General features: G+C 72.3%; 17 protein-coding genes. 7 read left to right on the plus strand and 10 right to left on the minus strand.

Features of this window, described 5'->3' with window-relative positions:
* Positions 1-17 precede the first annotated feature (17 nt).
* The gene (locus tag ACIO3R_RS08595; protein ID WP_402104556.1) at positions 18-1529 is read left to right on the plus strand and encodes an ABC1 kinase family protein; all 1512 of its coding nucleotides are present in this window, start codon (positions 18-20) and stop codon (positions 1527-1529) included.
* A gap of 12 nt (positions 1530-1541) precedes the next feature.
* Here ACIO3R_RS08595 and ACIO3R_RS08600 read toward each other — a convergent pair whose 3' ends face one another.
* From ACIO3R_RS08600 to ACIO3R_RS08620, 5 genes are all read right to left on the minus strand, one after another.
* Positions 1542-1745, minus strand: coding sequence for a hypothetical protein (locus ACIO3R_RS08600; protein ID WP_402104559.1), 204 nt, complete (start codon positions 1743-1745; stop codon positions 1542-1544).
* Between the two features lie 232 nt (positions 1746-1977).
* Positions 1978-2301 carry a hypothetical protein gene (locus tag ACIO3R_RS08605; RefSeq protein WP_402104875.1) on the minus strand — a complete coding sequence of 108 codons (324 nt, stop codon included), beginning with the start codon at positions 2299-2301 and terminating at the stop codon, positions 1978-1980.
* Positions 2302-2333: 32 nt separating this feature from the next.
* The gene (locus ACIO3R_RS08610; protein WP_362957428.1) at positions 2334-2702 is read right to left on the minus strand and encodes a WhiB family transcriptional regulator; all 369 of its coding nucleotides are present in this window, start codon (positions 2700-2702) and stop codon (positions 2334-2336) included.
* 173 nt (positions 2703-2875) lie between these two features.
* A complete protein-coding gene (locus ACIO3R_RS08615) occupies positions 2876-3211 on the minus strand; it encodes a hypothetical protein (RefSeq protein ID WP_385025347.1) in 336 nt (111 codons plus the stop codon).
* A 167-nt stretch (positions 3212-3378) separates the two neighbouring features.
* Complete coding sequence (locus tag ACIO3R_RS08620) at positions 3379-5571, minus strand: ATP-dependent DNA helicase UvrD2 (RefSeq protein ID WP_402104562.1); 2193 nt, start codon at positions 5569-5571, stop codon at positions 3379-3381.
* Positions 5572-5813: 242 nt separating this feature from the next.
* Between ACIO3R_RS08620 and ACIO3R_RS08625 the strand changes: the two genes are divergently transcribed.
* Both ACIO3R_RS08625 and ACIO3R_RS08630 read left to right on the plus strand, forming a co-directional pair.
* Positions 5814-6071, plus strand: a complete 258-nt coding sequence (locus tag ACIO3R_RS08625) for a mycoredoxin (RefSeq protein WP_363025734.1) — start codon at positions 5814-5816, stop codon at positions 6069-6071.
* A 121-nt stretch (positions 6072-6192) separates the two neighbouring features.
* Positions 6193-7017 carry a phosphotransferase gene (locus ACIO3R_RS08630; RefSeq protein ID WP_402104565.1) on the plus strand — a complete coding sequence of 275 codons (825 nt, stop codon included), beginning with the start codon at positions 6193-6195 and terminating at the stop codon, positions 7015-7017.
* Positions 7018-7094: 77 nt separating this feature from the next.
* On the opposite strand, the gene nudC is transcribed toward ACIO3R_RS08630, so the two are convergent.
* The 3 genes from nudC to ACIO3R_RS08645 are packed head-to-tail and all read right to left on the minus strand — an operon-like array spanning position 7095 to position 12950.
* Positions 7095-8039, minus strand: coding sequence for an NAD(+) diphosphatase (gene nudC / locus ACIO3R_RS08635; RefSeq protein WP_385025358.1), 945 nt, complete (start codon positions 8037-8039; stop codon positions 7095-7097).
* A 44-nt stretch (positions 8040-8083) separates the two neighbouring features.
* Positions 8084-9478, minus strand: a complete 1395-nt coding sequence (locus ACIO3R_RS08640) for a dipeptidase (RefSeq protein ID WP_402104567.1) — start codon at positions 9476-9478, stop codon at positions 8084-8086.
* Positions 9479-9488: 10 nt separating this feature from the next.
* On the minus strand, positions 9489-12950 hold the full coding sequence (locus ACIO3R_RS08645; protein WP_402104569.1) for a UvrD-helicase domain-containing protein: 3462 nt from the start codon (positions 12948-12950) through the stop codon (positions 9489-9491).
* Positions 12951-13103: 153 nt separating this feature from the next.
* Here ACIO3R_RS08645 and ACIO3R_RS08650 point away from each other — a divergent pair, with 153 nt between their 5' ends.
* Positions 13104-14057, plus strand: a complete 954-nt coding sequence (locus ACIO3R_RS08650; protein ID WP_402104571.1) for an SAM-dependent methyltransferase — start codon at positions 13104-13106, stop codon at positions 14055-14057.
* Between the two features lie 30 nt (positions 14058-14087).
* Here ACIO3R_RS08650 and ACIO3R_RS08655 read toward each other — a convergent pair whose 3' ends face one another.
* Positions 14088-17558, minus strand: a complete 3471-nt coding sequence (locus ACIO3R_RS08655; RefSeq protein ID WP_402104573.1) for an ATP-dependent helicase — start codon at positions 17556-17558, stop codon at positions 14088-14090.
* 263 nt (positions 17559-17821) lie between these two features.
* Positions 17822-18205 carry an MGMT family protein gene (locus tag ACIO3R_RS08660; RefSeq protein WP_385025373.1) on the minus strand — a complete coding sequence of 128 codons (384 nt, stop codon included), beginning with the start codon at positions 18203-18205 and terminating at the stop codon, positions 17822-17824.
* Between the two features lie 222 nt (positions 18206-18427).
* Between ACIO3R_RS08660 and ACIO3R_RS08665 the strand changes: the two genes are divergently transcribed.
* The 3 genes from ACIO3R_RS08665 (at position 18428) to ACIO3R_RS08675 (ending at position 24466) form a co-directional block, all read left to right on the plus strand.
* Positions 18428-21157 (plus strand): lysylphosphatidylglycerol synthase domain-containing protein, encoded by a 2730-nt coding sequence (locus ACIO3R_RS08665; protein ID WP_385025376.1) that lies wholly within the window; start codon positions 18428-18430, stop codon positions 21155-21157.
* 66 nt (positions 21158-21223) lie between these two features.
* Positions 21224-22822 (plus strand): alpha/beta hydrolase, encoded by a 1599-nt coding sequence (locus ACIO3R_RS08670; RefSeq protein ID WP_402104575.1) that lies wholly within the window; start codon positions 21224-21226, stop codon positions 22820-22822.
* Between the two features lie 72 nt (positions 22823-22894).
* The gene (locus ACIO3R_RS08675; RefSeq protein ID WP_402104577.1) at positions 22895-24466 is read left to right on the plus strand and encodes an alpha/beta hydrolase; all 1572 of its coding nucleotides are present in this window, start codon (positions 22895-22897) and stop codon (positions 24464-24466) included.
* The last annotated feature ends 27 nt before the right edge of the window (positions 24467-24493 follow it).

Here is a 24493-nt window from a genome sequence, read left to right on the forward strand (position 1 = left end):
GGGATTTGGAGGGGCATATGTCTGATCTTCCCCGGAAGGCGGTCACCCGAACCGCCAAGCTGGCCGCGCTGCCGTTGGGGTTCGCGGGCCGGGCCACCTGGGGCCTGGGCAAGCGCATCGGCGGTAAGTCGGCGGAGCTGGTCGCCCGCGAGGTACAGCAGCGCACCGCCGACCAGCTCTTCAAGGTCCTGGGCGAGCTGAAGGGCGGGGCGATGAAGCTCGGACAGGCCCTGTCCGTCTTCGAGTCCGCCCTGCCCGAGGAGGTCGCCGGCCCCTACCGCGCGGCCCTGACCAAACTCCAGGAGGCGGCTCCTCCGATGCCGGAGGGCCGGGTCCACGCGGTGCTGGCCGAGCGACTCGGTGAGGACTGGCGGGAGCTGTTCCTGACGTTCGAGGACAAGCCGTCGGCCGCCGCCTCGATCGGGCAGGTGCACCGGGCGGTGTGGCACGACGGGCGCGACGTCGCGGTGAAGGTGCAGTACCCGGGTGCCGGGGACGCGCTGCTCTCCGACCTGACCCAGCTGAGCCGGTTCGCCCGGCTGCTCGGCCCGCTGATTCCCGGCATGGACATCAAGCCGCTGATCACGGAGCTGCGTGACCGGGTGTCGGAAGAGCTGGACTACGAGCAGGAGGCGCAGTCGCAGCGGGAGCACGCCGAGGAGTTCGCGGGCGATCCCGATGTCGTGGTCCCGGGCGTGGTCCACCAGTCCGATCAGGTGCTGGTCACGGAGTGGATCGACGGTGTGCCGCTGGCCGAGGTGATCGCCGACGGAACCGCGGAGCAGCGGGACCGGGCCGGACAGCTGCTGGCCCGGTTCCTGTTCTCCGGCCCCGCGCGCACCGGGCTGCTCCACGCCGACCCGCACCCGGGCAACTTCCGGCTGCTGCCCCCGGACCCGGCGGACCCGGCGGACACCGACGAGACCGAGAACACCGGGGACACCGGGGTGGCTCAGTGGCGGCTCGGCGTCCTCGACTTCGGGACGGTGGACCGGCTGCCCGGCGGGCTGCCGCAGACCATCGGGGACTCGTTGCGGCTGACGCTCCAGGGCGACGCGGACGCGGTGTACGAGAAGCTGCGCGAGGAGGGCTTCGTCAAGGACTCGATCGACCTCGCCCCGGACGCGGTGCTCGACTACCTCCGGCCGATCATCGAACCGGCACTCGTGGAGGAGTTCGCCTTCAGCCGGAGCTGGATGCGCAATCAGGCCGCCCGGATAGCTGATCCGCGCTCCCCCGCCCACCAGCTGGGCAAGCAGCTGAATCTGCCGCCCGCCTATCTGCTGATACACCGTGTGACGTTGAGCACGATAGGGGTGCTGTGCCAGCTCGGCGCGACGGTCCGGCTGCGTGAGGAACTCGAAGCCTGGCTGCCGGGGTTCCTGCCGCTGGAAGAGGAGGAGCGGGCCGGGGAGGAGTGGCCCGAGGAAGCTCCGGCCGAGTTCGAGACCGCGGAAGAGGCGACGGACAAGTTCGGAACTGTGGACGGGCCCGTGGAGGGCGCGGCGGCCGGTGCGGAGGCCAAATAGCGGCCGGTCAGGTCACCACCAGGCGGAGTCGAGACGGCTCTCGATGGCCCTGAGGTGGCTGCGCGCGCAGGTGTCACAGAAGTAGCGGCGGCTGCCGTTCTCCACGGAACAGATCCAGGTCGGCGGTGTGTCGCCGCTCCCGGCTGCGGTACCGCACAGGGCACATAGGACGCCCCCTGTGCCCGCCGCTTCTGGGCGCTGCGTCTCCTCGTCCACCTCGTGACGATAACTCCGCCACCGCGGGACGGCACGGGACGGCACCACACAGCACGGCCTCGGGGCCGGTCCGAGTGGACCGGCCCCGAGGCAGGGGTGGTGATGTGGGTGCTGAGTACTGCTTGCTGCGGGTCAGAGAGCGGCTGCCCCGCAGCGGTCCTACTGGCGATCGGTACTGCTGGTGATCGGTACTGCTGGTTTTCGAGCCTGCTGGTTTTCGAGCCTGCTCGGCTCAGTGCATGACCGCCATGGCCAGCGCTCGCCGGGCACGCATCAAGGCGCGCTCGGCCCGGCGCTGCATACGCCGCGCGTGGATCAGGCGCACGGCCTGACGTTCCGCTTCGGCTTCCCTCAGGCGGTCGTGCATATGAGCACGAGCCAGGGCTTCTGGGATGAGTTGCATCTCACGGGTCCTGTTCTGACGCGAGTCGTTCGCGCCGATGATGGTGACGTCCGGTGTCGCGGAGCCGACGGGCTCCCTCGTGGGGATGGTCATTGGTTCCTGGTTTCGGGGATCGTGGGTCTGGGGACGGTCGATGGTTCCGATGCGCTTCATGGGTTTGGGGGCCGCGACCCCCAGGTCGGCGATCACGCCGCGACCGGGTTCTTGCGAGGACGGCCACGCGGCCGCTTGCGAGCAACGACGACGCCCTGGATGAACAGCTCGCCACCCCAGACACCCCACGGCTCGCGGCGCTCCTTGGCGCCGGCGAGGCAGGCCTCGACGAGCGGGCAGGTGCGGCAGAGGGACTTGGCGTACTCGACGTCGGCCGGGGACTCGGCGAAGAAGACCTCGGGGTCGTAGGAGCGGCAGGGGACGGGTACGCCGAGGTTCTCGATGGCGTCGTCGAGCGCGGTGAGCGCAGTGAGCGGGGTCAAGGTGGAGTCCTCCGTGAGGCCGGGCGGGGGGATCGTTTCGGAAGGCGGTACTGACGGGGCGTGCGCTTCGAGTTGCACGGTGGTGGTGTCCTCGTCTGGTCGTTTCCGGCCTGTTGGCCGGGGGGCGGCTGGTACCAGGTGTTGCTTGTCCCGAGGCTCCTTCGTGCTGTTCCGTCCGTTCGGACAAAACAAAAGGGCCGCGGATCCCGAGTGGGGTTCCGCGGCCCTGAAGGCGCCGGCCTGATCGTCGATCAGGCTGGATCTCTCCAGGGTTCAGGCCCACGGAAGGCCCACATCGTGTGGTGGTGCGTCGTCTGCTTCTTGGCTCCGGCTTCCGCTCCCGCACCGACGGCCGCAAAGGCATAGGCCTGGGCCTGTCCCTTCGCTACTGCTGCTGCCGGTGCCTGGGTCGGTCGCTCATTGCGCTCCCGCTCGGGAAGGCTCACCAGGGACAGCGGGCTGGCGGCAGAAATGCCGGACATACCGGTGCCACGCAGGGAAGACGTCGAAGAGCAGGCGAGGCCGAGCGAGTAGGCGGAGACGACCGAGAGATCGGTCATTTTGTTGGTCTCGATGATGCTGATCACTTCAATCGCCTCCTCTCGGCGTCTCGGGCGGACCGACCAAGCCGGTCCTACGTATTCGGAATAAGTACAGCACAGGATCAGGGCTTCAGAGAAGTCGCTGTTCCCGTGGTTAAGAACCTATGGTGACGACTGGGGCGGGCGCAAACTATTTTTTCGACGAGTTTTTCTCACATCTCCTCGTCGGCCTCCGCAGGCTCCTCCGCCCCGTCCCCACCTGCGCAGATGCCAAGCACCGCGGCGCCGAAACGGCCCAGCTTCCGCGCGCCGACCCCGGGGATACCGGCCAGTTCGCCCTCGCTGCCGGGCACCGCCTCCGCGATGGCCATCAGCGTCTTGTCGGTGAACACGCAGTAGGCGGGCTGGCTGATCTCCTGAGCCCGCGCCGCGCGCCAGTCGCGCAGCCGCTCGTACAACGCCTCGTCCATGTCGGACGGGCAGTCGTCACAGCGCATCAGCTTCATCTCACCGGCGTCGGTGAGGGTCCTGCCGCACACCCGGCACAGCGCGGGCCCACGCCGCTTGCGCCGGGCGGCCACCGGGCGCTCGATGCCGCCGCCGCTGCCGCCCGCCGCGCTCCTGGAGCCCAGCGCCGCCGAGCCGGGGCGCAGCCCGTTCAGGAAGCGGCTCGGGCGGCGGCCGGCCCGGCCGCCGGGCGAGCGGGCCAGCGACCACGACAGCGAGAGGTGGAAGCGAGCACGGGTGACTCCGACGTACAGCAGCCGGCGCTCCTCCTCGATCTGCTCGTCCGTCTTGGCGTAGGTGATCGGCATCATGCCCTCGGTCAGTCCGACCAGGAACACGGCATCCCACTCCAGGCCCTTCGCCGAGTGCAGCGAGGCGAGGGTGACGCCCTGGACCGTGGGGGCGTGCTGGGCCGCGGCCCGCTCGTCCAGCTCGGCGACCAGGTCGGAGAGGGTCGCGCCCGGCTTGGCCTGTTCGAAGTCCTCGGCGAGCCTGACCAGTGCGGCCAGGGACTCCCAGCGGTCGCGCACCGCCCCGGACCCGGCGGGCGGCTCGCTCCGCCAGCCCTTGGTGGAGAGCACGGCGCGGACCTCGGCGGGCAGTCCCTGCGCATCGTCCAGCAGGGAGTCGTTGCCCCCGGCCCTGGCGGCGCCGCGCAGGGCGACGCCCGCTTCCCGTACCTCGGCGCGCTCGAAGAAGCGCTCGGCGCCCCGCAGCTGGTACGGCACTCCCGCGTCGGCCAGGGCCTGCTCGTAGACCTCGGACTGGGAGTTGACCCGGTAGAGCACGGCGATCTGGCCCGCCGGGACGCCCGCGGCGATCAGGTCGCGGATGCGGCGAGCGGTGCCCTCGGCCTCGGCTGGCTCGTCCGCGTAGTCCGTGTAGGCGGGCTCGGGGCCGCGCTCGCGCTGCGAGACCAGTTCGAGCCGGTGCTCGGCGGCCCTGCCGCGGGCCTGGCCGAGCAGCCCGTTGGCCAGGTGGACCACCTGGGGGGTGGAGCGGTAGTCCCGGACGAGCTTGACGACGGTGGCCCGGGGGTGGCGGGTGCGGAAGTTCAGCAGGTGGTCGGGGGTGGCTCCGGTGAAGGAGTAGATCGTCTGGCTGGCGTCACCGACGACGCAGAGGTTGTCCCGGTCGCCGAGCCAGAGATCGAGCAGCCGCTGCTGGAGCGGGCTGACGTCCTGGTACTCGTCGACGACGAAGTACTGGTACTGACGGCGGACGTGGTCGGCGATGTCGTGCCGGTCCTGGAGGATGCCGACGGTCAGGAGCAGCACATCCTCGAAGTCGATCACCGTGCGGTCCCGCTTCAGCTGCTCGTACATCGCGTAGACCTGCGAGATCTCCGCGGGATCGCGCGGGGCGTCCCGCTGGGACTTGGCGACCACGGCCGGATAGTCGGCGGGCACGGTCTGGGTGACCTTGGCCCACTCGATCTCGCTCGTGACGTCGCGCAGCTCGTTGCGGTCGAGCCGGACACCGCAGCGCGCCGCCGCCTCTGCCACCAGCTGGACCTTGCGCTCCAGCAGCCGGGGCAGCTCGCCACCGACTGCTTTCGGCCAGAAGTACTGGAGCTGGCGCAGGGCCGCGGAGTGGAAGGTCCGCGCCTGCACCCCGCCGGCTCCGAGTTGGCGCAGCCGTCCCCGCATCTCGCCCGCGGCCCGGTTGGTGAACGTGACGGCAAGCACACTCGTCGGCTGGATTATCCCGGCGCGCACCCCGTAGGCGATGCGGTGCGTGATGGCCCGCGTCTTGCCCGTACCGGCTCCGGCCAGCACGCACACCGGGCCCTGCAGGGCCAGGGCGACCTCGCGCTGCTCGGGGTCGAGTCCGTCGAGGACGGCGTCGGCGGAGTCGGGGACCTGAGGGAAGAGGGTGGAATGCGTTGCTGATGTCACCCCGCCATGCTGCCAGGTCGAAAGGGGCGGACGTGGAAGTTGTCCACAGGGGTGCCATGTTCGTCGTACTAATCGGGAACGGCCTTCGTACTGATCGGGAACGGGCCCGGGAATGGTGGCCAGGTCACGTACGTTCTTCTGTCGTGCGGCAACGCGCGTCCCGGCTTCTCGGTGTGACGGAAGAGACCGAGACGGGATGTGGCGGGATTGCCGAGACCGATGAGACAGAGGAGCGCGAAGACATGCCGGGCACTGTGACGATGTACAGCACCACGTGGTGCGGATACTGCCGTCGGCTCAAGGGCCAGATGGACCGCGAGGGCATCGCGTACACCGAGATCAACATCGAGCACGACCCGGACTCCGCCGCCTTCGTGGAGAAGGCGAATGGCGGGAACCAGACGGTCCCGACGGTTCTCGTGGCTCCCGACGGCGGTGGTGAGGACGTCGTCATGACGAACCCGAGCCTGGCCCAGGTGAAGCAGGCGCTGGGCGTCTGACCCGCCCGGCACCGGGCGTCAGGCCCACTCGCCGCACCCGACCCCCGACCGGCCCGGCGCCGGTTCGGGGGTCTTCGCATGTCCGCCCGCACGATGCCCACTCGGCAGTAGCGTGCTCGGCATGACGACCGGGGGCGAGGCGGACGGCGAGGCGCTGCCCGGAGGCATGGTGAACGCGGGGGCGGTCTTCCGCCGGGGTGCGCTGGTGGAACGCCCGGCACCGCCCCACGCTCCCGCCCTCCACGCCCACCTCCTCGCGCTGAAGGAGCACGGCTTCGACGCGGCTCCGACTCCCGTGGGCCTCACCGCTGACGGCCGTGAGCGGCTGACCTTCATTCCTGGCGACGTGGCTCTGCCGCCGTTCCCTCGCTGGGTGATGACGGCCGCCGCACTCGAATCGGTGGGGAGCCTGCTGCGCCGCCTGCACGGGGCGAGCGTGGCCGTCGCGGTCGGCACGGACACCGAGTGGCCCCGGGACCTCGCCGATCCCGAGGGAGGAACGATGGTGTGCCACAACGACGTGTGCCCGGACAACGTCGTCTTCCGCGACGGTCGTGCCGCCGCCTTGATCGATTTCGACCTCGCGGCTCCGGGCCGTCCTCTCTGGGACGTCGCCATGGCTGCCCGCTACTGGGTGCCCATGCTCGATCCGGTGTCCGCGGCGGCCCTGTACCCCGCCGGCCTGGATGTGTCCGCACGGCTGCGGATCCTCGCCGACAGCTACGGACTCTCCCCGGGGGAGCGTGCCGAACTGCCCGCCGTGATCGAACAGACCACGGAGAGTTGCCGGGCCTTCGTCGCCCGCCGCGTGGCCGACGGTGACTCCGTCTACCTCCGAGCGCTGGCCGAGCGGGGCGGTTGGAAACGCTGGGACCGCATACAGGCCTGGCTGGCCGCCCACCGCGAGACGTTCACGGCCGCTCTGCTGGACCGCCCCCCTGGGTAGGGTCCGGGAGGCAGCTCGGGCCGAGCTGCCGGGACGCCGCCGCCACCGTGTCCCCCGCGCGCGTCCGTACTCCCGCGTCAGCCGGCGCTGCGCGGCCTCGGGAGGGGCTTCCCGTACCAGATCTCGATCAGCCGGGCCGCGATCGAGATGCCGAACGGGGGCAGGATCTCGCCCGACTCGAAGGCGGCGGTCAGCTCCTCGCGGGAGAACCAGCGCGCCTCCTCGATCTCCTCGCCGTCGACGTTGATCTCGTACGTCGTGGCCCGTGCCATGAAGCCGAGCATCAGGCTGGACGGGAAGGGCCAGGGCTGGCTGGCGATGTACTCCACCTCGCCGACCGTGATGCCCGCTTCCTCGAACACCTCGCGCGCCACGGACTGCTCGATCGATTCGCCCGGCTCGACGAAACCGGCCAGGGTCGAGAAGCGGCCCTCGGGCCAGTGGACCTGGCGGCCCAGCAGGGCGCGGTCCTGGTCGTCGGTGACCAGCATGATGACCGCGGGGTCGGTACGCGGGTAGTGCTCCGCGCCGCAGGCCTGGCAGCGGCGGATGTGTCCGGCTGCCGCGATCACCGTGCGTTCGCCGCAGCGCGAGCAGAAGCGGTGCAGCCGTTGCCAGTTCTCCAGCGCCACCGCGTGCACCATCAGACCGGCGTCGCGGGCGCCGAGGAGCAGGCCCGCCTCGCGCAGCCCGGCGGGACGGGCCGACTGGTCCATGCGGCCCGGCAGCGAGTCCTTCTGGAGGGCGAAGTAGCTGACGCCCTTCTCGTCGGTGCCCAGGAAGTAGCGGTGGGTCTCGGTGACGGGCGCCTCGAAGGCGGGGGTCATCACGAGTTCGGTGCCGTCGGCGGTGTCGTCGATCAGCACCTGCCCGCCGGAGACGACGAAGACCCGGGTCGTCGGGTGGCTCCACGCGGCGGCCAGCCAGGCCTCGTCGAGGCGGTGGTGCGCGGCGCGGTCGATACCGCTGGGCGCGGTCAGACCGATCGGCCGGTCTGCGGTGGCGTTGTCGAAGGTGCTCACAGGTGCTTCCTACTCCCCCGGGATGGATCGGGTGTTCAGAGGATTCAGCGGAGTGCGGCCGCCAGTTCGCCCCAGAGATGGGCGGTGGTCTCCACGCCTTTGAGCAGCAGGTCGAGTTCGACCTTCTCATTGGGGGCGTGCCAGCCGTCGGACGGTACGGAGATGCCCAGGAAGAGGACGGGGGCGCCGAGGACGTCCTGCAGATCGGCGGCGGGTCCCGAGCCTCCTTCGCGGGTGAAGAGGATCTTCTGGCCGAAGGCCCGTCCCATGGCGCGGGCCACGGCCTGCAGCGCGGGGTGGTCCAGTGGGGTGAGGCAGGGGCGGGTGGCGGGGAGGAAGGTGATGCGGTGCCGGATTCCGGCCGGGATCCGGGACTCGGCCCAGGCCTGCACGGCCTGCTGGACGCGGTCCGGGTCCTGGCCCGCGACCAGGCGGAAGCTGAGCTTCACCCGGGCGGAGGCCGGGATGATCGTCTTGCTTCCGGCGCCCTGGTAGCCGCCGCCGATGCCGTTGACCTCGGCGGTCGGGCGGGCCCAGATGCGTTCCAGCGTGGAGTAGCCCGCCTCGCCGGACGCGGACTGCGACCTGGCGGTACGCAGCCAGGTGGCCTCGTCGAACGGCAGCTCGGCGAAGAGGGCGCGCTCGGTGGCGGTGAGTTCGGCCACGCCGTCGTAGAAACCGGGCACCGCGACCCGGCCGTCCGCGTCGTGGAGCGCGGCGACGAGCCGGGCGATCTCGGTCGCGGGGTTGGGGACCGCGCCGCCGAACGATCCGGAGTGGATGTCCTGGCCGGGACCGTGCAGCTCGATCTCGCACTCGGCGAGACCGCGCATTCCGGTGCAGACGGTCGGGGTTGTCTCGTCCCACATGCCGGTGTCGGAGACGATCACGGCGTCGGCGGCGAGACGGGCGGACCGCCGCTCGACCAGGGCGCGGAAGTGCGGGGAACCGGACTCCTCCTCGCCCTCGACGAGGAGCTTGAGGTGCACGGCGGGGCTGGTGCGGCCGGTGGTGGCCAGGTGGGCCCGGACCCCGAGGGTGTGGAAGAACACCTGCCCCTTGTCGTCGGCCGCGCCGCGCCCGTACATCCGGCCGTCCCGGATCACCGGCTCGAACGGGTCGGTGTCCCAGCCGTCCTCGCGGGCGGCGGGCTGCACGTCGTGGTGCCCGTACACGAGGACCGTCGGGGCGTCCGGGTCGTCGGACGGCCACTCGGCGAAGACGGCGGGCGCCCCGTCCGTCTCCCAGATCTCGGCGACCGGGAAGCCGGTCTCCGTCAGCTTGGCGGAGAGCCACTCGGCGCTGCGCCGTACGTCCCCGTCGTGCTCCGGCTGAGCGGACACGGAGGGGATGCGCAGCCACTCGGCGAGGTCGTCGAGGAAGGCTGTGCGGTGCTGCTCGGTGTACGTACGGACGGCGCTGTCCGGGGTGTCGCTCATGACCTTCAGCCTATCCGCCCACGGGAGGTGGCTCGTCCAGGAGGATGCGCTCCAGCTCCGGACGGCCCGGCAGCCGGGCCGGGCGGACGCTCTCGCCGCTCCGCACGAAGAGGAAGGTGGCCGTGACATCGGTGAGCGGCAGACCGTGCAGTTCGGACCAGGCGAGACGGTAGACGGCGAGCTGGAGGGGGTCCGCGGTGTTGGTGCGGCTGGTCTTCCAGTCGACGATCTCGTACGTGTCCCCGGTGCGGTACACCGCGTCGATACGGCCCCGGATCACCCGGCCGGCCAGGGTGATCTGGAACGGCGTCTCGACGCGGTAGGGGGTGCGGCGGGCGTACGGGGTGCGCTCGAAGGCCTCCTTCAGCTCGGCGAGATCGCGTTCGTCGGCGATGTCGGTATCGCTCTCGTCACCGCCGGGCAGCTCGTCGGGGCCGAGCATGGGCAGCGGCAGCTCCTCGAACCGGGACTCCACCCAGGCGTGGAAGCGGGTGCCCCGGCGGGCGGCCGGCTGCGGGGGGCGGGGCATCGGACGGGCCAGCTCCTGGGCGAAGCCGTCGGGGTCGTCGGCCAGGCGCAGCAACTGGGTGGCGGAGAGCGAGGCCGGTACGAGGACCTCGCGCACGCCGGCGCGGGCCCGGCGCAGCTCCCCGGCGAGGGCGTCGAGGTCGCGGTCCCAGGAGGCGAGGGTGCGGGACTCCTCGGGGGTGAGGCGCGGGGGGACGCTCTCGGGCACGCGGGCTGAGACGCTCTCGGGAGCACGGGCTGAGGGGACATGTGGGGCTGAAGGAACGTGCGGGGCTGGGGCCGGGGAGAGCCCGTCCTCAGGGAACGGCTCCTCGTCCGGGAACGGCTCCTCGTCCCGGAAGGGGTCGTCGTCGGGGAACGGTGCGTCGTCGGGCGGCGGCTCGTCCTCGGCGAACGGCTCGTCCTGCCCGTCCGGTACCGGGCCCGCCGTGGCCAGCGCCTTCAGGTGGGCCATCACCGTGTCCGCGGCGGCCCTGCGGCGGGCCAGCGCGGTGTCGTCCAGGGGCAGCGGCCAGGCGTGGTCGGCCGCCGACTCGGCCAGGGCGGGGTTCTCCTCGTCCTCGGCCGGCTCGTCCGCCCACGCCTCGATCTCGCCGTGCCCGGCGGCGCAGTGCTCGTACAGCGCGTGCAGGAAGGCGGACGGGCCGCGCGGCTTCTTCTGGCTGGGGCCCCACCAGTGACCGGAGCCGAGCAGCAGGGTGCGGGGCCGGGTGAAGGTGACGTATCCGAGGCGCAGCTCCTCGGTGTGCTGGTGCTCCTTCATCTCCTCCTTGAAGCCCTTGAGGCCCTTGGCGTCGAAGGAGTGGATGACGGGCAGGGTGGCCGTGTCGCCGCGCAGGGCGTGCGGGAGGACCTTGGACTGGGAGGTCCAGGCGTCACGGGACTGGCCGCTGGGGAACTGGCCGGTGACCAGGCCGGGCACGGCGACGACGTCCCATTCCAGGCCCTTGGACTTGTGGGCGGTGAGGACCTTGACGGTGTTCTCGCCGCCGGGCAGCGCGTTGTCCAGGCCCTTCTCGTACTGCGCGGCGGTGCGCAGGAAGCCGAGGAAGGCGAGGAGCGTGGCCTCCCCGTCGACGGCGGCGAAGCGGGCCGCGACGTCGAGGAAGTTGGCGAGGGTCTCGCGGCGGCGCGCCGCCAGGGCCTGCGGGGACGCGGAGAGCTCGACTTCGAGTCCGGTGGTGCCGAGGACGCGGTGCAGTACGTCCATCAGGGGGTCGGCGAGCGAGCGGCGCAGGTCGCGCAGTTCGGTGGCGAGCCGGGCGAAGCGGATGCGGGCCTCGGTGGAGAACGGCAGGCGGTCGTCCTGCTCGCCGCCGGAGTCGAGGAAGGTGTCCAGCGCGTCGGCGAGCGAGATCACCTCGGCGGGGTCGATGCCCTCGACGGCTTCGGCGAGCCGGCGGTCGGGGTCGAAGTCGTCGTCCCCGTGGGCCGCGCGGTGGACGAGGAGGCGGGCCCGGCGGCCGAGCAGCGCCAGGTCACGGGGGCCGATCCGCCAGCGGGGGCCGGTGAGCAGCCGGACCAGGGACGCGTTGGCCCCCGGGTCCTGGAGGACCTCGCAGACCGCCACGAGGTCCGCGACCTCGGGCAGGTGGAGCAGCCCGGAGAGGCCGACGACCTCGACCGGGATGTCCCGGGCCACCAGGGCGGCCTGGATCTCCGGGAAGTCGCCCGCGGTACGGCACAGGACGGCGATCTCACCGGGTGCCTTGCCGGTCCGCACCAGGTGGGCGATCGAGTCGGCGAGCCAGTCGATCTCCTCGGTGTGGGTACGCAGCAGTGCGCAGCGGACCAGGCCGTCGCGCTCGGCGCCGGGGGCGGGGCGCAGGGCCTCGACGCCCTCGTGCATGGCGCGCAGGGGTTCGGCCAGGCCGTTGGCGAGGTGGAGGAGACGGCCGCCGCTGCGGCGGTTCTCGCTGAGGGAGTAGCGGGTCGCGGGGGCGCCGTCGGCCTGCGGGAAGTGGCTCGGGAAGTCGTCGAGGTTGGCCACGGAGGCGCCGCGCCAGCCGTAGATGGCCTGGCAGGGGTCGCCGACCGCGGTGACGGCGTGCCCGGACGCGATGCCGTCGGGGCCACTGCCGAAGAGGGCGGAGAGCAGAAGCCGCTGGGCGACGGAGGTGTCCTGGTACTCGTCGAGCAGGACGACCCGGTACTCCTCGCGCAGGATCGCGCCGGCCTCGGGACGGGTGAGGGCGAGCTGCGCGGACAGCGCGATCTGGTCGCCGAAGTCGAGGAGGTCGCGGCTCCGCTTCGCCTCGCGGTAGCGCCGGGTCAGGGAGAGCAACTCGCGGCGGGCCTCCGCGGTCTCGGGGATCTTGCGCAGTTCGGCGTTGCTGAGCTTGGCGCTCTCCAGCGTGCGGAGCAGCTCGGTGTCGTACTCCGCGAGCTCTTCGGGGCGTACGAGGTGTTCGGCCAGCTCGGCGTCGAGCGCCAAAAGATCGCTGACCAGGGTGGGGAACGACCTGGTCAGGGCCGGGTACGGGCCGGGGGCCTCGCGCAGTACGCGGGCGGCGAGCTGGAAGCGGGTGGCGTCGGCGAGGAGGCGGGTGGTGGGTTCGAGCCCGATCCGCAGCCCGTGCTCGGTCAGGAGCCGGCCGGCGAACGCGTGGTAGGTGGAGATGCTGGGCTCGCCCGGCGGGTTGTCCGGGTCGATGGCGTCCGGGTCGGTGACCCCGGCCGCGACCAGGGCCTTGCGGACGCGCTCCGCCAGCTCGCCGGCCGCCTTGTTGGTGAAGGTGAGGCCGAGGACCTGCTCGGGGGCGACCTGCCCGGTCCCGACGAGCCACACCACGCGGGCCGCCATCACCGTGGTCTTCCCCGACCCGGCTCCGGCGACGATCACCTGCGGGGCGGGCGGCGCGGTGATGCACGCCGTCTGCTCCGGGGTGAAGGGGATCCCGAGGAGCTCCTTGAGCTGCGCGGGATCGGTGAGGTGCGAGGACACTCCACAGAGGCTAACCGGCCGCGCCGACAACCCACGAAGCCGTGAGCGGGCGGGCGCAGGCGCCCGCCCGCATTGCCGGCTGGTGGCCCGCCAGCCGCAGGGAAGCGTCTAGATTGACGCCAGTCGCATCAACAGCCTGACGAGGACGGTCACATGAGCGCCGACACCCCAGCCCCCGCAACCGCGCCCGGCCCCGCAACCGGCTCCGGCTCCGGAGCGCCGGACGCCACCGCCGAGCTCAGGAAGCGAATAGACACCACGAAGGCGCACCCGGCCCGCGTCTACGACGTCTTCCTCGGTGGGAAGGACAACTACCCGGCCGACCGCGAGGCCGCGGCGATGGCCCTGGCGGCCAATCCGCGCGGGTATCTCACCGTGCGGCACAACCGGGACTTCATGCGGCGCGCGGTGACCCTCGCCGCCCACGACGGCATCCGGCAGTTCCTGGATGTCGGCACGGGACTGCCGACCCAGCAGAACGTCCACCAGATCGTGCAGGCCATCGCTCCCGACGCGCGGGTCGTCTACGTCGACAACGACCCGGTCGTCCTCGTACACGCGCAGGCCCTGCTCACCAGCGGCCCGCAGGGCAGCACCGACTACATCGAGGCGGACCTGCGCGACCCCGCCAAGATCCTCGAAGCCGCTCGCCGCACCCTGGACTTCGACCGTCCCGTCGCCCTCGTCCTCGCCGCCGTCCTGCACTTCATCGAGGACGACGCGGCCTATCCCATCGTGCGGCAGCTCCTCGACGCGTTGCCGGCGGGCAGCTGTCTCGTGCTGAGCAACGTCAGCTCGGATCTCAACCCCGAGCAGGTCGGCCAGGTGACGAAGGCCTTCAAGGAGCGCGGCTTCGCCATGGTCCGCCGCACGCACGCCCAGGTGGAGCGTTTCGTGACCGACAACGGTCTGGAGATGCTCGACCCCGGCGTCGTCCCGGTGCACCGCTGGCGGCCCGAGCGGGTCACCGATCTGCCCGAGGCCGCCGACCCCGACCAGGAGTTCGTGGCGAGCCTGGACGAGCTGGACAGGACGCGCTACCGGGACATCAACGACGTGACGGACGCGGACGTCAGTGTGTACGGAGTGATGGCCCGCAAACCGTGACGGCCCGGGAACCCCGGCACCTGGAGCACATCACTCCAGGACGTGCCGGCCCTCCGGCTGGGCGCTGCACGAGGCCCTGAAGGTGCAGTGGGTGCAGTGCTGGCCGGTCGTCGGGGTGAACCGTTCGTCCAGGACGCGGCCCGCGGCGGTCGCCAGGAGGTCGGAGACCCACTCGGTGTCGGGGGGCTGCTGGGCCTGCACCCTGGGGACGGCGTCGCCGCCCTCCTTCTTCGGGGCGGGCTGGCGCAGCTGTACGAGTTCGGCGCCGCCGGACTCGGGGCGCAGGCCGTCGAAGACCTCGTCGACCGCCCCTTCCCGGACGGCCAGCTGGTACACGGCGAGCTGGGGGTGGCGGGCGACCTCCTCCTTCGTCGGGGACTGCTTGCCGGTCTTGAAGTCGACGACGTAGGCGCGGCCCTCGGCGTCCCGCTCCACCCGGTCCATGGAACCGCGGATGCGCACCTCGTACTCGCCCGCCTCCAGCGTCACGTCGAAGTCGTGCTCGCTGGCGGCCGGGGTGCGGCCGGTGCGGTCCATGACGTGCCAGCGCAGGAAGCGTTCGAGGGCGACGCGCGCCTGTTCCTTCTCCTGCTGCGACTTCCAGGGGGCGTCGAAGACCAGCCCGTCCCAGACCGAGTCGAGCCGCTCCATGAGGACGGCCAGGTCGGCGGGCGTACGGCCGGAGGCCACCTCGTCGGCCAGTACGTGGACGACGTTGCCGAAGCCCTGGGCGGCGGTCGCCGGGGCGTCGGCCTTCACCTCGCGGCCGAGGAACCACTGGAGCGCGCAGGTGTTGGCGAGCTGGTCGAGCGCGCTGCCGGAGAGGGTGACGGGCTGGTCCCGGTCGCGCAGCGGGACGGCCGAGAGGGTCGGCTCGTACAGGCCCCACCAGCGGTAGGGGTGGGCCGCCGGTACGAGCGGCTGCCCCTCGTCGTCGGCGAGCGCGGCGAGCCGGGCGAGGCGGTGGGCGGCCTCCTCGCGCAGGGTGGCGGACGCGTCGGGGTCGACGGTGGTGGCGCGCAGTTCGGCGACGAGGGCGGCGACGGCGAGGGGGCGGCGGGGACGGCCGGTGACGTCGCGGGGTTCGACGCCGAGTTCGGTGAGGAAGCGGGACGGCTGGTCACCGTCGTCCGCGGGTGCCTTGACGGCGGTGACGACGAGGCGTTCGCGGGCGCGGGTGGCCGCGACGTAGAAGAGCCGGCGCTCCTCGGCGAGGAGGGCGCCGGGGGTGAGGGGTTCGGCGAGCCCGTCGCGGCCGATCCGGTCCGCTTCGAGCAGCGAGCCGCGGCGGCGCAGGTCGGGCCAGAGGCCTTCCTGCACCCCGGCGACGACGACCATGCGCCACTCCAGGCCCTTGGACCGGTGCGCGGTCATCAGCCGTACGGCCTCGGGCCGGACGGAGCGCCGGGAGAGGGTGTCGGCGGCGATGTCCTGGGCGTCGACCTCCTCCAGGAAGTTGAGCGCGCCCCGGCCGCCGGTGCGCTCCTCGGCGCGGGCCGCGGTGTCGAACAGGGCGCAGACCGCGTCGAGGTCGCGGTCGGCGTTGCGGCCCCCCGCGCCACCGCGCAGCGCGGCGCGCTCCAGCCTGCCCGGCCAGGGGGTGCCTGACCACAGCTCCCACAGGGCCTCCTCCGCGGTTCCGCCGCCCTCCAGGAGTTCGCGTGCCTTGCGCAACAGGGCACCGAGGCGCTGGGCGCCGCGGGCGTACGCCGGATCGTGCGCCACGAGCCGCTCCGGCTCGGCCAGGGCGCGGGCCAGCAGATCGCCGGAGGGTGCGGGCACCCGGTTCCCGGCGGCGCGTTCCTCGTCGCGCAGGGCCCGGCCCAGGCGGCGCAGATCGGCGGCGTCCATGGAGCCGAGGGGGGAGGCGAGGAGGGTCAGCGCGGTCTCGGTGCCGAGCCAGGCCTGCGGCCCGGCGGGCACCTCGTCGGCGGGAACGGCGTCCGGGTCCTCTTCCGGAGCTTCGTCGTCCGGAGCCTCTTCCTGGGCCTCGTCGTCCGGCGCCCCTTCCTGGGCCTCGTCGTCCGGAGCCTCTTCCCGATCCGCGGGGCCGGCGCCGGTACCCGCGGCGCCCCGGTTCAGTGCCGCCGTCGCCACCGTGCGCAGGGCGGTCAGGAGCGGGGCCACCGCGGGCTCGTGGCGCAGGGGCAGATCGTCGCCGTCGACCTCCAGCGGAACGCCCGCCGAGGTCAGGGCCCGGCGCACCGCGGGGATGGTGCGGCCGCCGGCCCGGACCAGCACCGCCATCTCGTGCCACGGCACCCCGTCCTCCAGATGCGCCCGGCGCAGCAGGTCCGCGATGTTGTCGAGCTCGGTGGAGGCGGTCGGGTAGGTGTACGTCTCGACGGTGCCGCCCTCGCGGACCGCGCCGAGCTCGCGGTGGGCGCGGACCTTCGCCGAGGGCAGCCGGGTCAGCGGCATCCGCCGGGTGAGCAGCCGGGTGGCCTCCAGCAGCCGGTCGCCGGAGCGGCGCGAGGTGGTGAGGACGCCGACCGGGGCCGGGTCGCCGTCCGCCCGCCGGAACACCTCGGGGAAGTCGAGGATGCCGTTCACGTCGGCGCCCCGGAAGGCGTAGATCGACTGGTCCGGGTCGCCGAACGCGATCAGGTTCCGGCCACCGCCGCCGCCCGGGGTGCTCCCCCGGTTCCCGGCGAGCGCGTGCAGCAGCCGCACCTGCGCCGGGTCGGTGTCCTGGTACTCGTCGACGAACACCAGGTCGTACTGGCCGGCCAGCAGCGCCGCCACCTCGGGGCGCTCCGCGAGCAGCACCGCGCGGTGGACCAGCTCCGCGTAGTCCAGCACCCCCTGGGCATCCAGCACGTCGAGGTACTCGGCGAGGAACTCGGCGGCGGCGCTCCAGTCGGGGCGGCCGGTACGCCGGGCGAAGTCGGCGAGGGCGTCAGGGCCGAGTCCCAGCTCACGGCTGCGGGCGAGCACCGCGCGTACCTCGTCGGCGAAGCCGCGCGTGGTCAGGCAGGCCCGCAGTTCGTCGGGCCAGCGGATGTGGGCGTGGCCCTGCTTCTCCAGATCGAGCTGGCCGGCCAGCAGGTCGCGGACCGTGACGTCCTGCTCGGGCCCGGAGAGCAGCCGCAGCGGGTCGGCGAAGAGGTCGGCGTCCTGGTGGGCGCGGACCAGGGCATAGCAGAAGGAGTGGAACGTGGTGGCCTGCGGGCCCCGGACGGCGCCGAGCCGGGCGGCCATCCGGTCGCGGAGTTCGACGGCGGCCTTGCGGCTGAAGGTGAGGACGAGGACGCGGGCCGGGTCGGTGCCCTGCGCGACGCGCGCCGCCACGGACTCGACGAGCGTGGTGGTCTTGCCCGTGCCCGGTCCGGCGAGGACCAGCAGTGGCCCGCCGGGGTGGTCAACCACCGCGCGCTGCGCCGCGTCCAGGAGAGGGGGATCCACGGAGCCCGGCAGGGTACGCACCAGCCGGTACGCGCCCGTGGTCCCCCGCCGTGCCTGACGGTGCGGACTGTGCCGGGTGGTGGAGGAGGAGCTCACGTGGGTCGCCGGTCCTGGTGGGTGTGCTGATGGTGAGGGCGCGGCACCTGCCGCGAACTGACGACGCTACTCCGGCGACGGGCCCGATCGCGGCGGTACGGCTGCGGGGATCGTCACGTTCCGCCCGGACGGCGAACGCCCGGGGGACGGCACGGACGGCGGACGGGGTGGTGGCAGCGGGCCCCGCCCGGTCCCCGCGTCATGCTTGCTGTACGCCGTACGGGCCCGGCTCCGCCCGATGCGCCGCCGGATGGCCGAAGCTGTCAGGTGTGAGCACCCCCGCCGCCGTCCGCTCCCGGACCGCCCGCCCCGCCGTCCCACCGTGCGCGTCTCATGTCCAGGCGCGGAACGTGGCCGTCCGCCTGACTCGGGGCCTCGCGCAGCGGGGTGCCCTCCTCGCGGTAGTGGTTCAGCGCACGCAGTTCGTGGCCGGGCAGCAGCGCCCCGTCGGCGCGCACCACGCGCCACCACGGCACCGCTCCCCCGTACAGCGCCATGGCCCGGCCGACCTGACGCGGGCCGCCGTCCCCCAGCCACTCCGCGATGTCGCCGTACGTCATGACGCGGCCGGGCGGGATCAGCTCGGCGACATCGAGCACGCGCTCCGCGTACTCCGGCAACGCGTCGCCCGTCGGGTTTTCGCTCATCCGGCCCATCCTGCCCTACGGCACCGACAGTGCGGCCCATTCCGTGTCCGGCCGGACACGGAGCGTGCGCACGGCGGGAAAGGGGCGTATCTTGCGCTTCGCAGCGCCCCTGCATCGCACCCTGATGCCCTCCTCCGTCCGCGAGCCGTGCCACCATCATCCGGGCGGTGACCGGTGATACGAGAACACGAAGACCAATCAGAGGCGACGAAGGAGCAGGGCGTGCAGCCACCGAAGGCGGCCGACGCCTCTGATGCCGAGCCGCACCCGGAGGGACCCCGCCCGGACGCGGACACCGGTCCGGAGAACCCTTCCGGGGACCTGACCGGCTCGACGCTCTCCACCGCGGAAGAGGAACCGTCCGAACGCGTCTCGGGGGACGAACCCCTGCTCCCCGCCCGGGTGCACCGTCCCTCCGACCTGCTGCGGCTCCTCATCGGCGTCCTGGCGATCGCCGTGCTGTTCTCCGTCGCCGCGTTCGCCCACGGCACCACCACCGGTCTCGAAGCGGACATCAACAAGGGCACCGGCCAGGCGCCCGATGTGCTCATCAAGATCGCCGGTCTGGTCTCCAGCATCGCCGTCCTGCTGGTCCCGGTCGCCTTCGCCATCGAGCGGCTGATCAAACGGGACGGACTGCGCATCGCGGACGGCGTGCTGGCCGCCGTGCTCGCACACGGGGTGACGCTCGCCGCCGACCTGTGGGTCGCCAAGACCGCCTCCGGGACCATTCAGGACGCCCTGACCCAGCCGGCGCCCGGTGACGCGCTCACCGATCCCGTGCACGGCTATCTCGCCCCCGTGATCGCCTATATGACGGCGGTGGGGATGGCGAGACGGCCGCGCTGGCGGGTCGTGCTGTGGGTGGTGCTGCTGCTCGACGCCTTCGCCATGCTGGTCGGCGGCTACACGACACCGCTCTCGATCATCCTCACGGTACTGATCGGCTGGACGGTGGCGTACGGCACGCTGTACGCGGTCGGCTCGCCGAACGTCCGGCCGACCGGCCAGCACCTGATGGCCGGTCTGCGCCATGTCGGCTTCCGCCCCGTCACCGCGATGCGGGCCGACGACGCCCCCGACTCCGGCGACCAGAACGACCGCGGACGCCGCTATCTGGTCTCCCTGGAGGACGGCCCACCGCTCGATGTGACGGTCGTCGACCGGGAACAGCAGGCCCAGGGCTTCTTCTACCGGGTGTGGCGCAGGCTCACCCTGCGCGGCATCACCCAGCGGCGTTCCATCCAGTCGCTGCGCCAGGCGCTGGAGCAGGAGGCGCTGCTCGCGTACGCGGCGATCGCCGCCGGGGCCAACGCCCCCAAGCTGATCGCCACCTCCGAGCTGGGCCCCGACGCCGTGATGCTGGTGTACGAGCACATCGGCGGGCGCTCGCTGGACGCCCTGGAGGACGCCGACATCACCGACGACCTGCTGCGCGGCGCCTGGCGCCAGGTCCAGGCCCTCCAGTCGCGGCGGATCGCGCACCGCAGGCTCACCGGCGACGCCCTGCTGGTGGACCGTTCCGGCAAGGTGTTCGTCACGGATCTGCGGGGCGGCGAGATCGCGGCCGGCGATCTGGTCCTACGGATGGACGTCGCCCAGCTGCTCACCACGACCGGTCTGCGGGTGGGCCCGGAGCGGGCGGTGGCCGCGGCGCTCGCGGTGGTCGGTCCGGACACCGTCGCGGACTCGCTGCCGCTGCTCCAGCCGATCGCGCTCAGCCGCTCCACCCGGGCGCATCTGCGCAGACTCGCCCGGGAGCGGTCGCAGCGGGAGCGCGAGGCCGTGCTCGACGCGTCGGACGCGGCCAAGCGGGCCCGTACCCATGGTGCGGAGCTCCCCGAGGACGCGGACCGCAAGGCCGTCCGCAAGTCGGTGCGCACCGAGAAGCAGGCCGAGAAGCGGGCCCTCGACGACGCGCTGGACGAGGCCCGCGAGGAGGATCTGCTCTCCCAGATCCGCCGGGAGGTGCTGCTGATCCGGCCGCAGGCGCCGGTCGAGCCGGTCCGGCTGGAGCGCATCAAGCCGCGCACCCTGCTCAGCTTCATCGCGGGCGCCATCGCCGCGTACTTCCTGATCTCGCAGTTCACCCAGGCCGACTTCGGTGCGGTGGTCGAGCAGGCGGAGTGGGGCTGGGTGGCGGCCGCGGTCGGCTTCTCGGCCCTCAGCTACGTCGCGGCCGCGATGAGCCTGCTGGGCTTCGTGCCCGAGCGGGTGCCGTTCGGCAAGACGGTGCTGGCGCAGATCGCCGGATCGTTCGTGAAGATCGTGGCGCCGGCCGCGGTGGGCGGTGTCGCCCTGAACACGCGGTTCCTGCAACGCTCCGGCGTACGCCCGGGGCTGGCGGTCGCGAGTGTCGGCGCCTCGCAGCTGTTCGGTCTCGGCTGCCACATCCTGCTGCTGGGCGCCTTCGGCTATCTGACCGGCACCGAGAAGACCCCGTCCTCGCTCACCCCGTCCAGGACCGTGATCGCGGGGCTGCTGACGGTCGCCGTACTGGTGCTGGTGGTGACGGCGATCCCGTTCCTGCGGAAGTTCGTGGTGACCCGGGTGCGGTCGCTGTTCGCCGGAGTCGTACCGCGCATGCTCGACGTCGTCCAGCGTCCGCAGAAGCTGCTCACCGGCATCGGCGGGATGCTGCTGCTGACCGGCCTGTTCGTGATGTGCCTGGACGCCTCGGTCCGGGCGTTCAGCGGTCCGGACACGCCGCACCTCAGTTACGCGAGCATCGCGGTGGTCTTCCTCGCCGGCAACGCGCTGGGCTCGGCGGCGCCGACCCCGGGCGGTATGGGCGCGGTCGAGACGGCGCTGACGCTGGGTCTGATCGCGGTCGGCCTGCCGAAGGAGGTCGCGGCCCCGGCGGTGCTGCTGTTCCGCCTGATGACGCTGTGGCTGCCGGTCCTTCCCGGCTGGATCTGCTTCAACCACCTGACGCGCAAGGGCGAGCTCTAGGACCGCCGCCACCCGCTTGGACCGGTGCCCCGTGCGCACTCCCCGCCACCGCCGCACGATGGAGCGATGAGGACCTCCCCTGCCCTGCGCGCCGCGGCCCTCGCCGCCACCGTGCTGCTTCCGCTCACCGGCTGTTCGAACGGCGGTGGCGAGGACGCACCGGACCGGTCGGAGGGTTCGCCGCACGCGGCGAACACCGCCACGAGTTCCGGTCCGTCCGCCCTCGCCACCCAGAAGCTGACGTGGAAGCGCTGCCCCGCCCCGTCCCAGGCGGAGGGCGGCGGCGCCGCACCGACCCCACTGCCCGGCGGGGCCGTCTGGGAGTGCTCCGTCATGAAGGTCCCGCTCGACCACGCCGAGCCCGCCGGCGACACGATCGAGCTGGCTCTCGTCCGCGCGAAGGCCATGGACCAGAAGAACCGGATCGGGTCGCTCATCTTCAACTTCGGCGGCCCCGGCGCCTCCGGCGTCGCCACCCTGCCCGCCTTCGGCACCGCGTACGACAAGCTGCGCACCCGCTACGACCTGGTGAGCTTCGACCCGCGCGGGGTCGGCCGCAGCGACGGGGTGACCTGCGAGAACGACAAGCAGCTGGACGCGCGGTACCAGGCCGACGGGACGCCGGACGACGCCGCGGAGGAGAAGGCGTTCACCGACGACACGAACACGTACGCGGCGGCCTGCCAGAAGCACTCGGGCAAGGAACTGCCCTTCGTCGGGACGACGAACGCCGCCCGCGACATGGACCTGATGCGTCAGGTGCTCGGCGATGACCGGCTGCACTACTTCGGCATCTCGTACGGCACCGAACTGGGCGGTGTCTACGCGCACCTGTTCCCGGAGAAGGTCGGCAGGTCGGTGCTGGACGCGGTGGTGGACCCCACCGAGGACGCCGAGCAGTCCTCCCTGGGCCAGGCCAAGGGGTTCCAGCTCGCGCTGGACAACTTCGCCAAGGACTGCGCGGACCGGGGCGACGCCTGCAAGCTGCCGGGTGCCAACGCGGAGGAGGTCGAGCAAGGGGTGTCCGACCTCCTCGGCCGCCTGGAGAAGAAGCCCGTGTCCGGGCTCGGTTCACGCAAGCTGACGCAGACACAGGCCACCACAGGCATCGCCTCCGCCCTGTACTCCAAGGAGACCTGGCCGCTGCTGGAACAGGGCCTGGACGAGGCGGACGGCGGCAACGGCGGACTGCTGCTGGCCCTCGCCGACTCCCTCAACGGCCGCTCGGACAACGGCCACTACGACAATTCCGCCGCGGCCAACACGGCCATCAGCTGTGCCGACTCCAAGGAGCGGTTCACCCTGGAGCAGGCCAAGGCGAGGCTCCCCCGGTTCCGCGAGGCCTCACCGGTCTTCGGTGACTACCTGGGCTGGGGCCTGATGACCTGCACCGGCTGGCCGGTGCAGGGCACCTGGGAGCACCCCGATGTCAGCGCCCCGGGCTCGGCCCCCCAGCTGGTCATCGGCAACACCGGTGACCCGGCGACCCCGTACAAGGGCGCGCGGGCGATGGCCGACGCACTGGGCAAGGGCGTCGGCGTGGAGATGACGTACAAGGGCGAGGGGCACGGCGCGTACAACAGCGGCAACGCCTGTGTGCAGAAGGCGGTGGGCGGCTATCTCCTGGACGGCAAGGTGCCGGCCGCCGGAACGGTCTGCGGGTAGGGCTGTCCGGACCCCGACCTACCATGGGCGAACTGCCCCGACCGGGCAGGCACAACGGGGAGGGACGCACACGTGGTCTCATACGCACGGGCCGGGGCGCTGGCCGCCGCCGCGCTGCTGCTGACGGGGGTGCTCGCGGGCTGCGAGGACGGTACGGACGACAAGCCCGCCGAACGGGCGGACGTCTCACCGTCCGCCGCGGCCTCGTCCACCGCGAGCGGCAAGCCGGACCCGCTCCCGGCGCTGCCCGGCTCGCTCACCTCGCAGAAGCCGGACTGGAACACCTGCGACGCCCCCGAGGGCGAGGCCTCCCCCGGTTCGGACTGGCGGTGTGCGACGGTCCGCGTCCCGCTGGACTACGCCAGGCCTGACGGTGCCACGATCGGGATCGCGCTGATCCGCAAGCGGGCCGGGGACGCGGGCCGCCGGCTGGGCTCGATGCTGTTCAACTTCGGCGGCCCCGGCGGTTCGGGGGTCTCCATCCTGCCGCGCGCCGCCGGTTCGTACGAGAAGCTCAACACCCGCTACGACCTGGTCGGCTTCGATCCGCGCGGGGTGGCCGGGAGCGCCGGGGTGCGGTGCCGCTCCGACCAGGAACAGGAGGACGCCGTCCGGAAGGTCGACATGACTCCGGACACGGCGGCGGAGGAGGCGGCGTTCATGAAGGACGGCGCGGACTTCGGCGCCGGCTGCGAGCGCCGCTCCGGCAAGGTCCTGCCGTTCGTCGGCACGACCAACGCCGCCCGGGACCTGGACCTGATCCGTGAGGTGCTCGGCGACCGGAAACTGACCTACTTCGGCATGTCGTACGGCACCGAGCTGGGCGGCACCTACGCGCACCTCTTCCCGTCGCACGTCGGGCGCACCGTCCTGGACGCCGTCGTCGACCCCACGGCGGACACCGTCGGGCACGCCCGCAACCAGACGACCGGCTTCCAGCGGGCGCTGGACAACTACCTCAAGGACCGCGGCCAGGACCCGGAGGCGGGCACCCGGCGCATCGCCCGGCTGCTGGCACGGATCGACAGGAAGCCGCTGCCGACCGGTACGTCCCGCGAGCTCAACGAGTCACTGGCCCTCACCGGCATCGTGATGCCGCTCTACTCCAAGGACAACTGGCCGTTCCTGACCCAGGCCCTGGACGAGGCGGAGGGCGGCCGGGGCAGCATGCTGCTACAGCTGGCCGACTCGTACAACGGCCGCGACGCGAAGGGGCATTACGACACCGAGAGCCACTCCCAGCGAGCCATCTCCTGCGCCGACAGCAAGGCCCGGCCGACGGCGGCCGAGGCGAAGGCGCTGCTGCCCGAGTTCGAGAAGCTGTCCCCGGTCTTCGGCGCGTTCCTGGCCTGGGACACCGCGGGCTGGTGCTCCGACTGGCCGGTGCAGGGTGAGCGCGACACCCCGGAGGCGAGCGCTCCGGGCGCCGGTCCGATCCTGGTCGTGGGGACGACGGGCGACCCCGCGACACCGTACGAGGGTGCGCGGAAGATGGCGGACGAGCTGGGCGGGGGCGTCGGCATCCTGCTCACCAACAAGGGTGAGGGGCACGGCGCCTACGGCGGGAACACCTGCGTGACGTCGACGGTGAACACGTACTTCCTGGACGGGAAGGTCCCGGCGGACGGCAAGACCTGCTCGTAGCAACGAACGGTGGACACGTCGAAGGGG

The organism is Streptomyces sp. NPDC087428 (genome assembly GCF_044744085.1).
Taxonomy (GTDB): domain Bacteria; phylum Actinomycetota; class Actinomycetes; order Streptomycetales; family Streptomycetaceae; genus Streptomyces.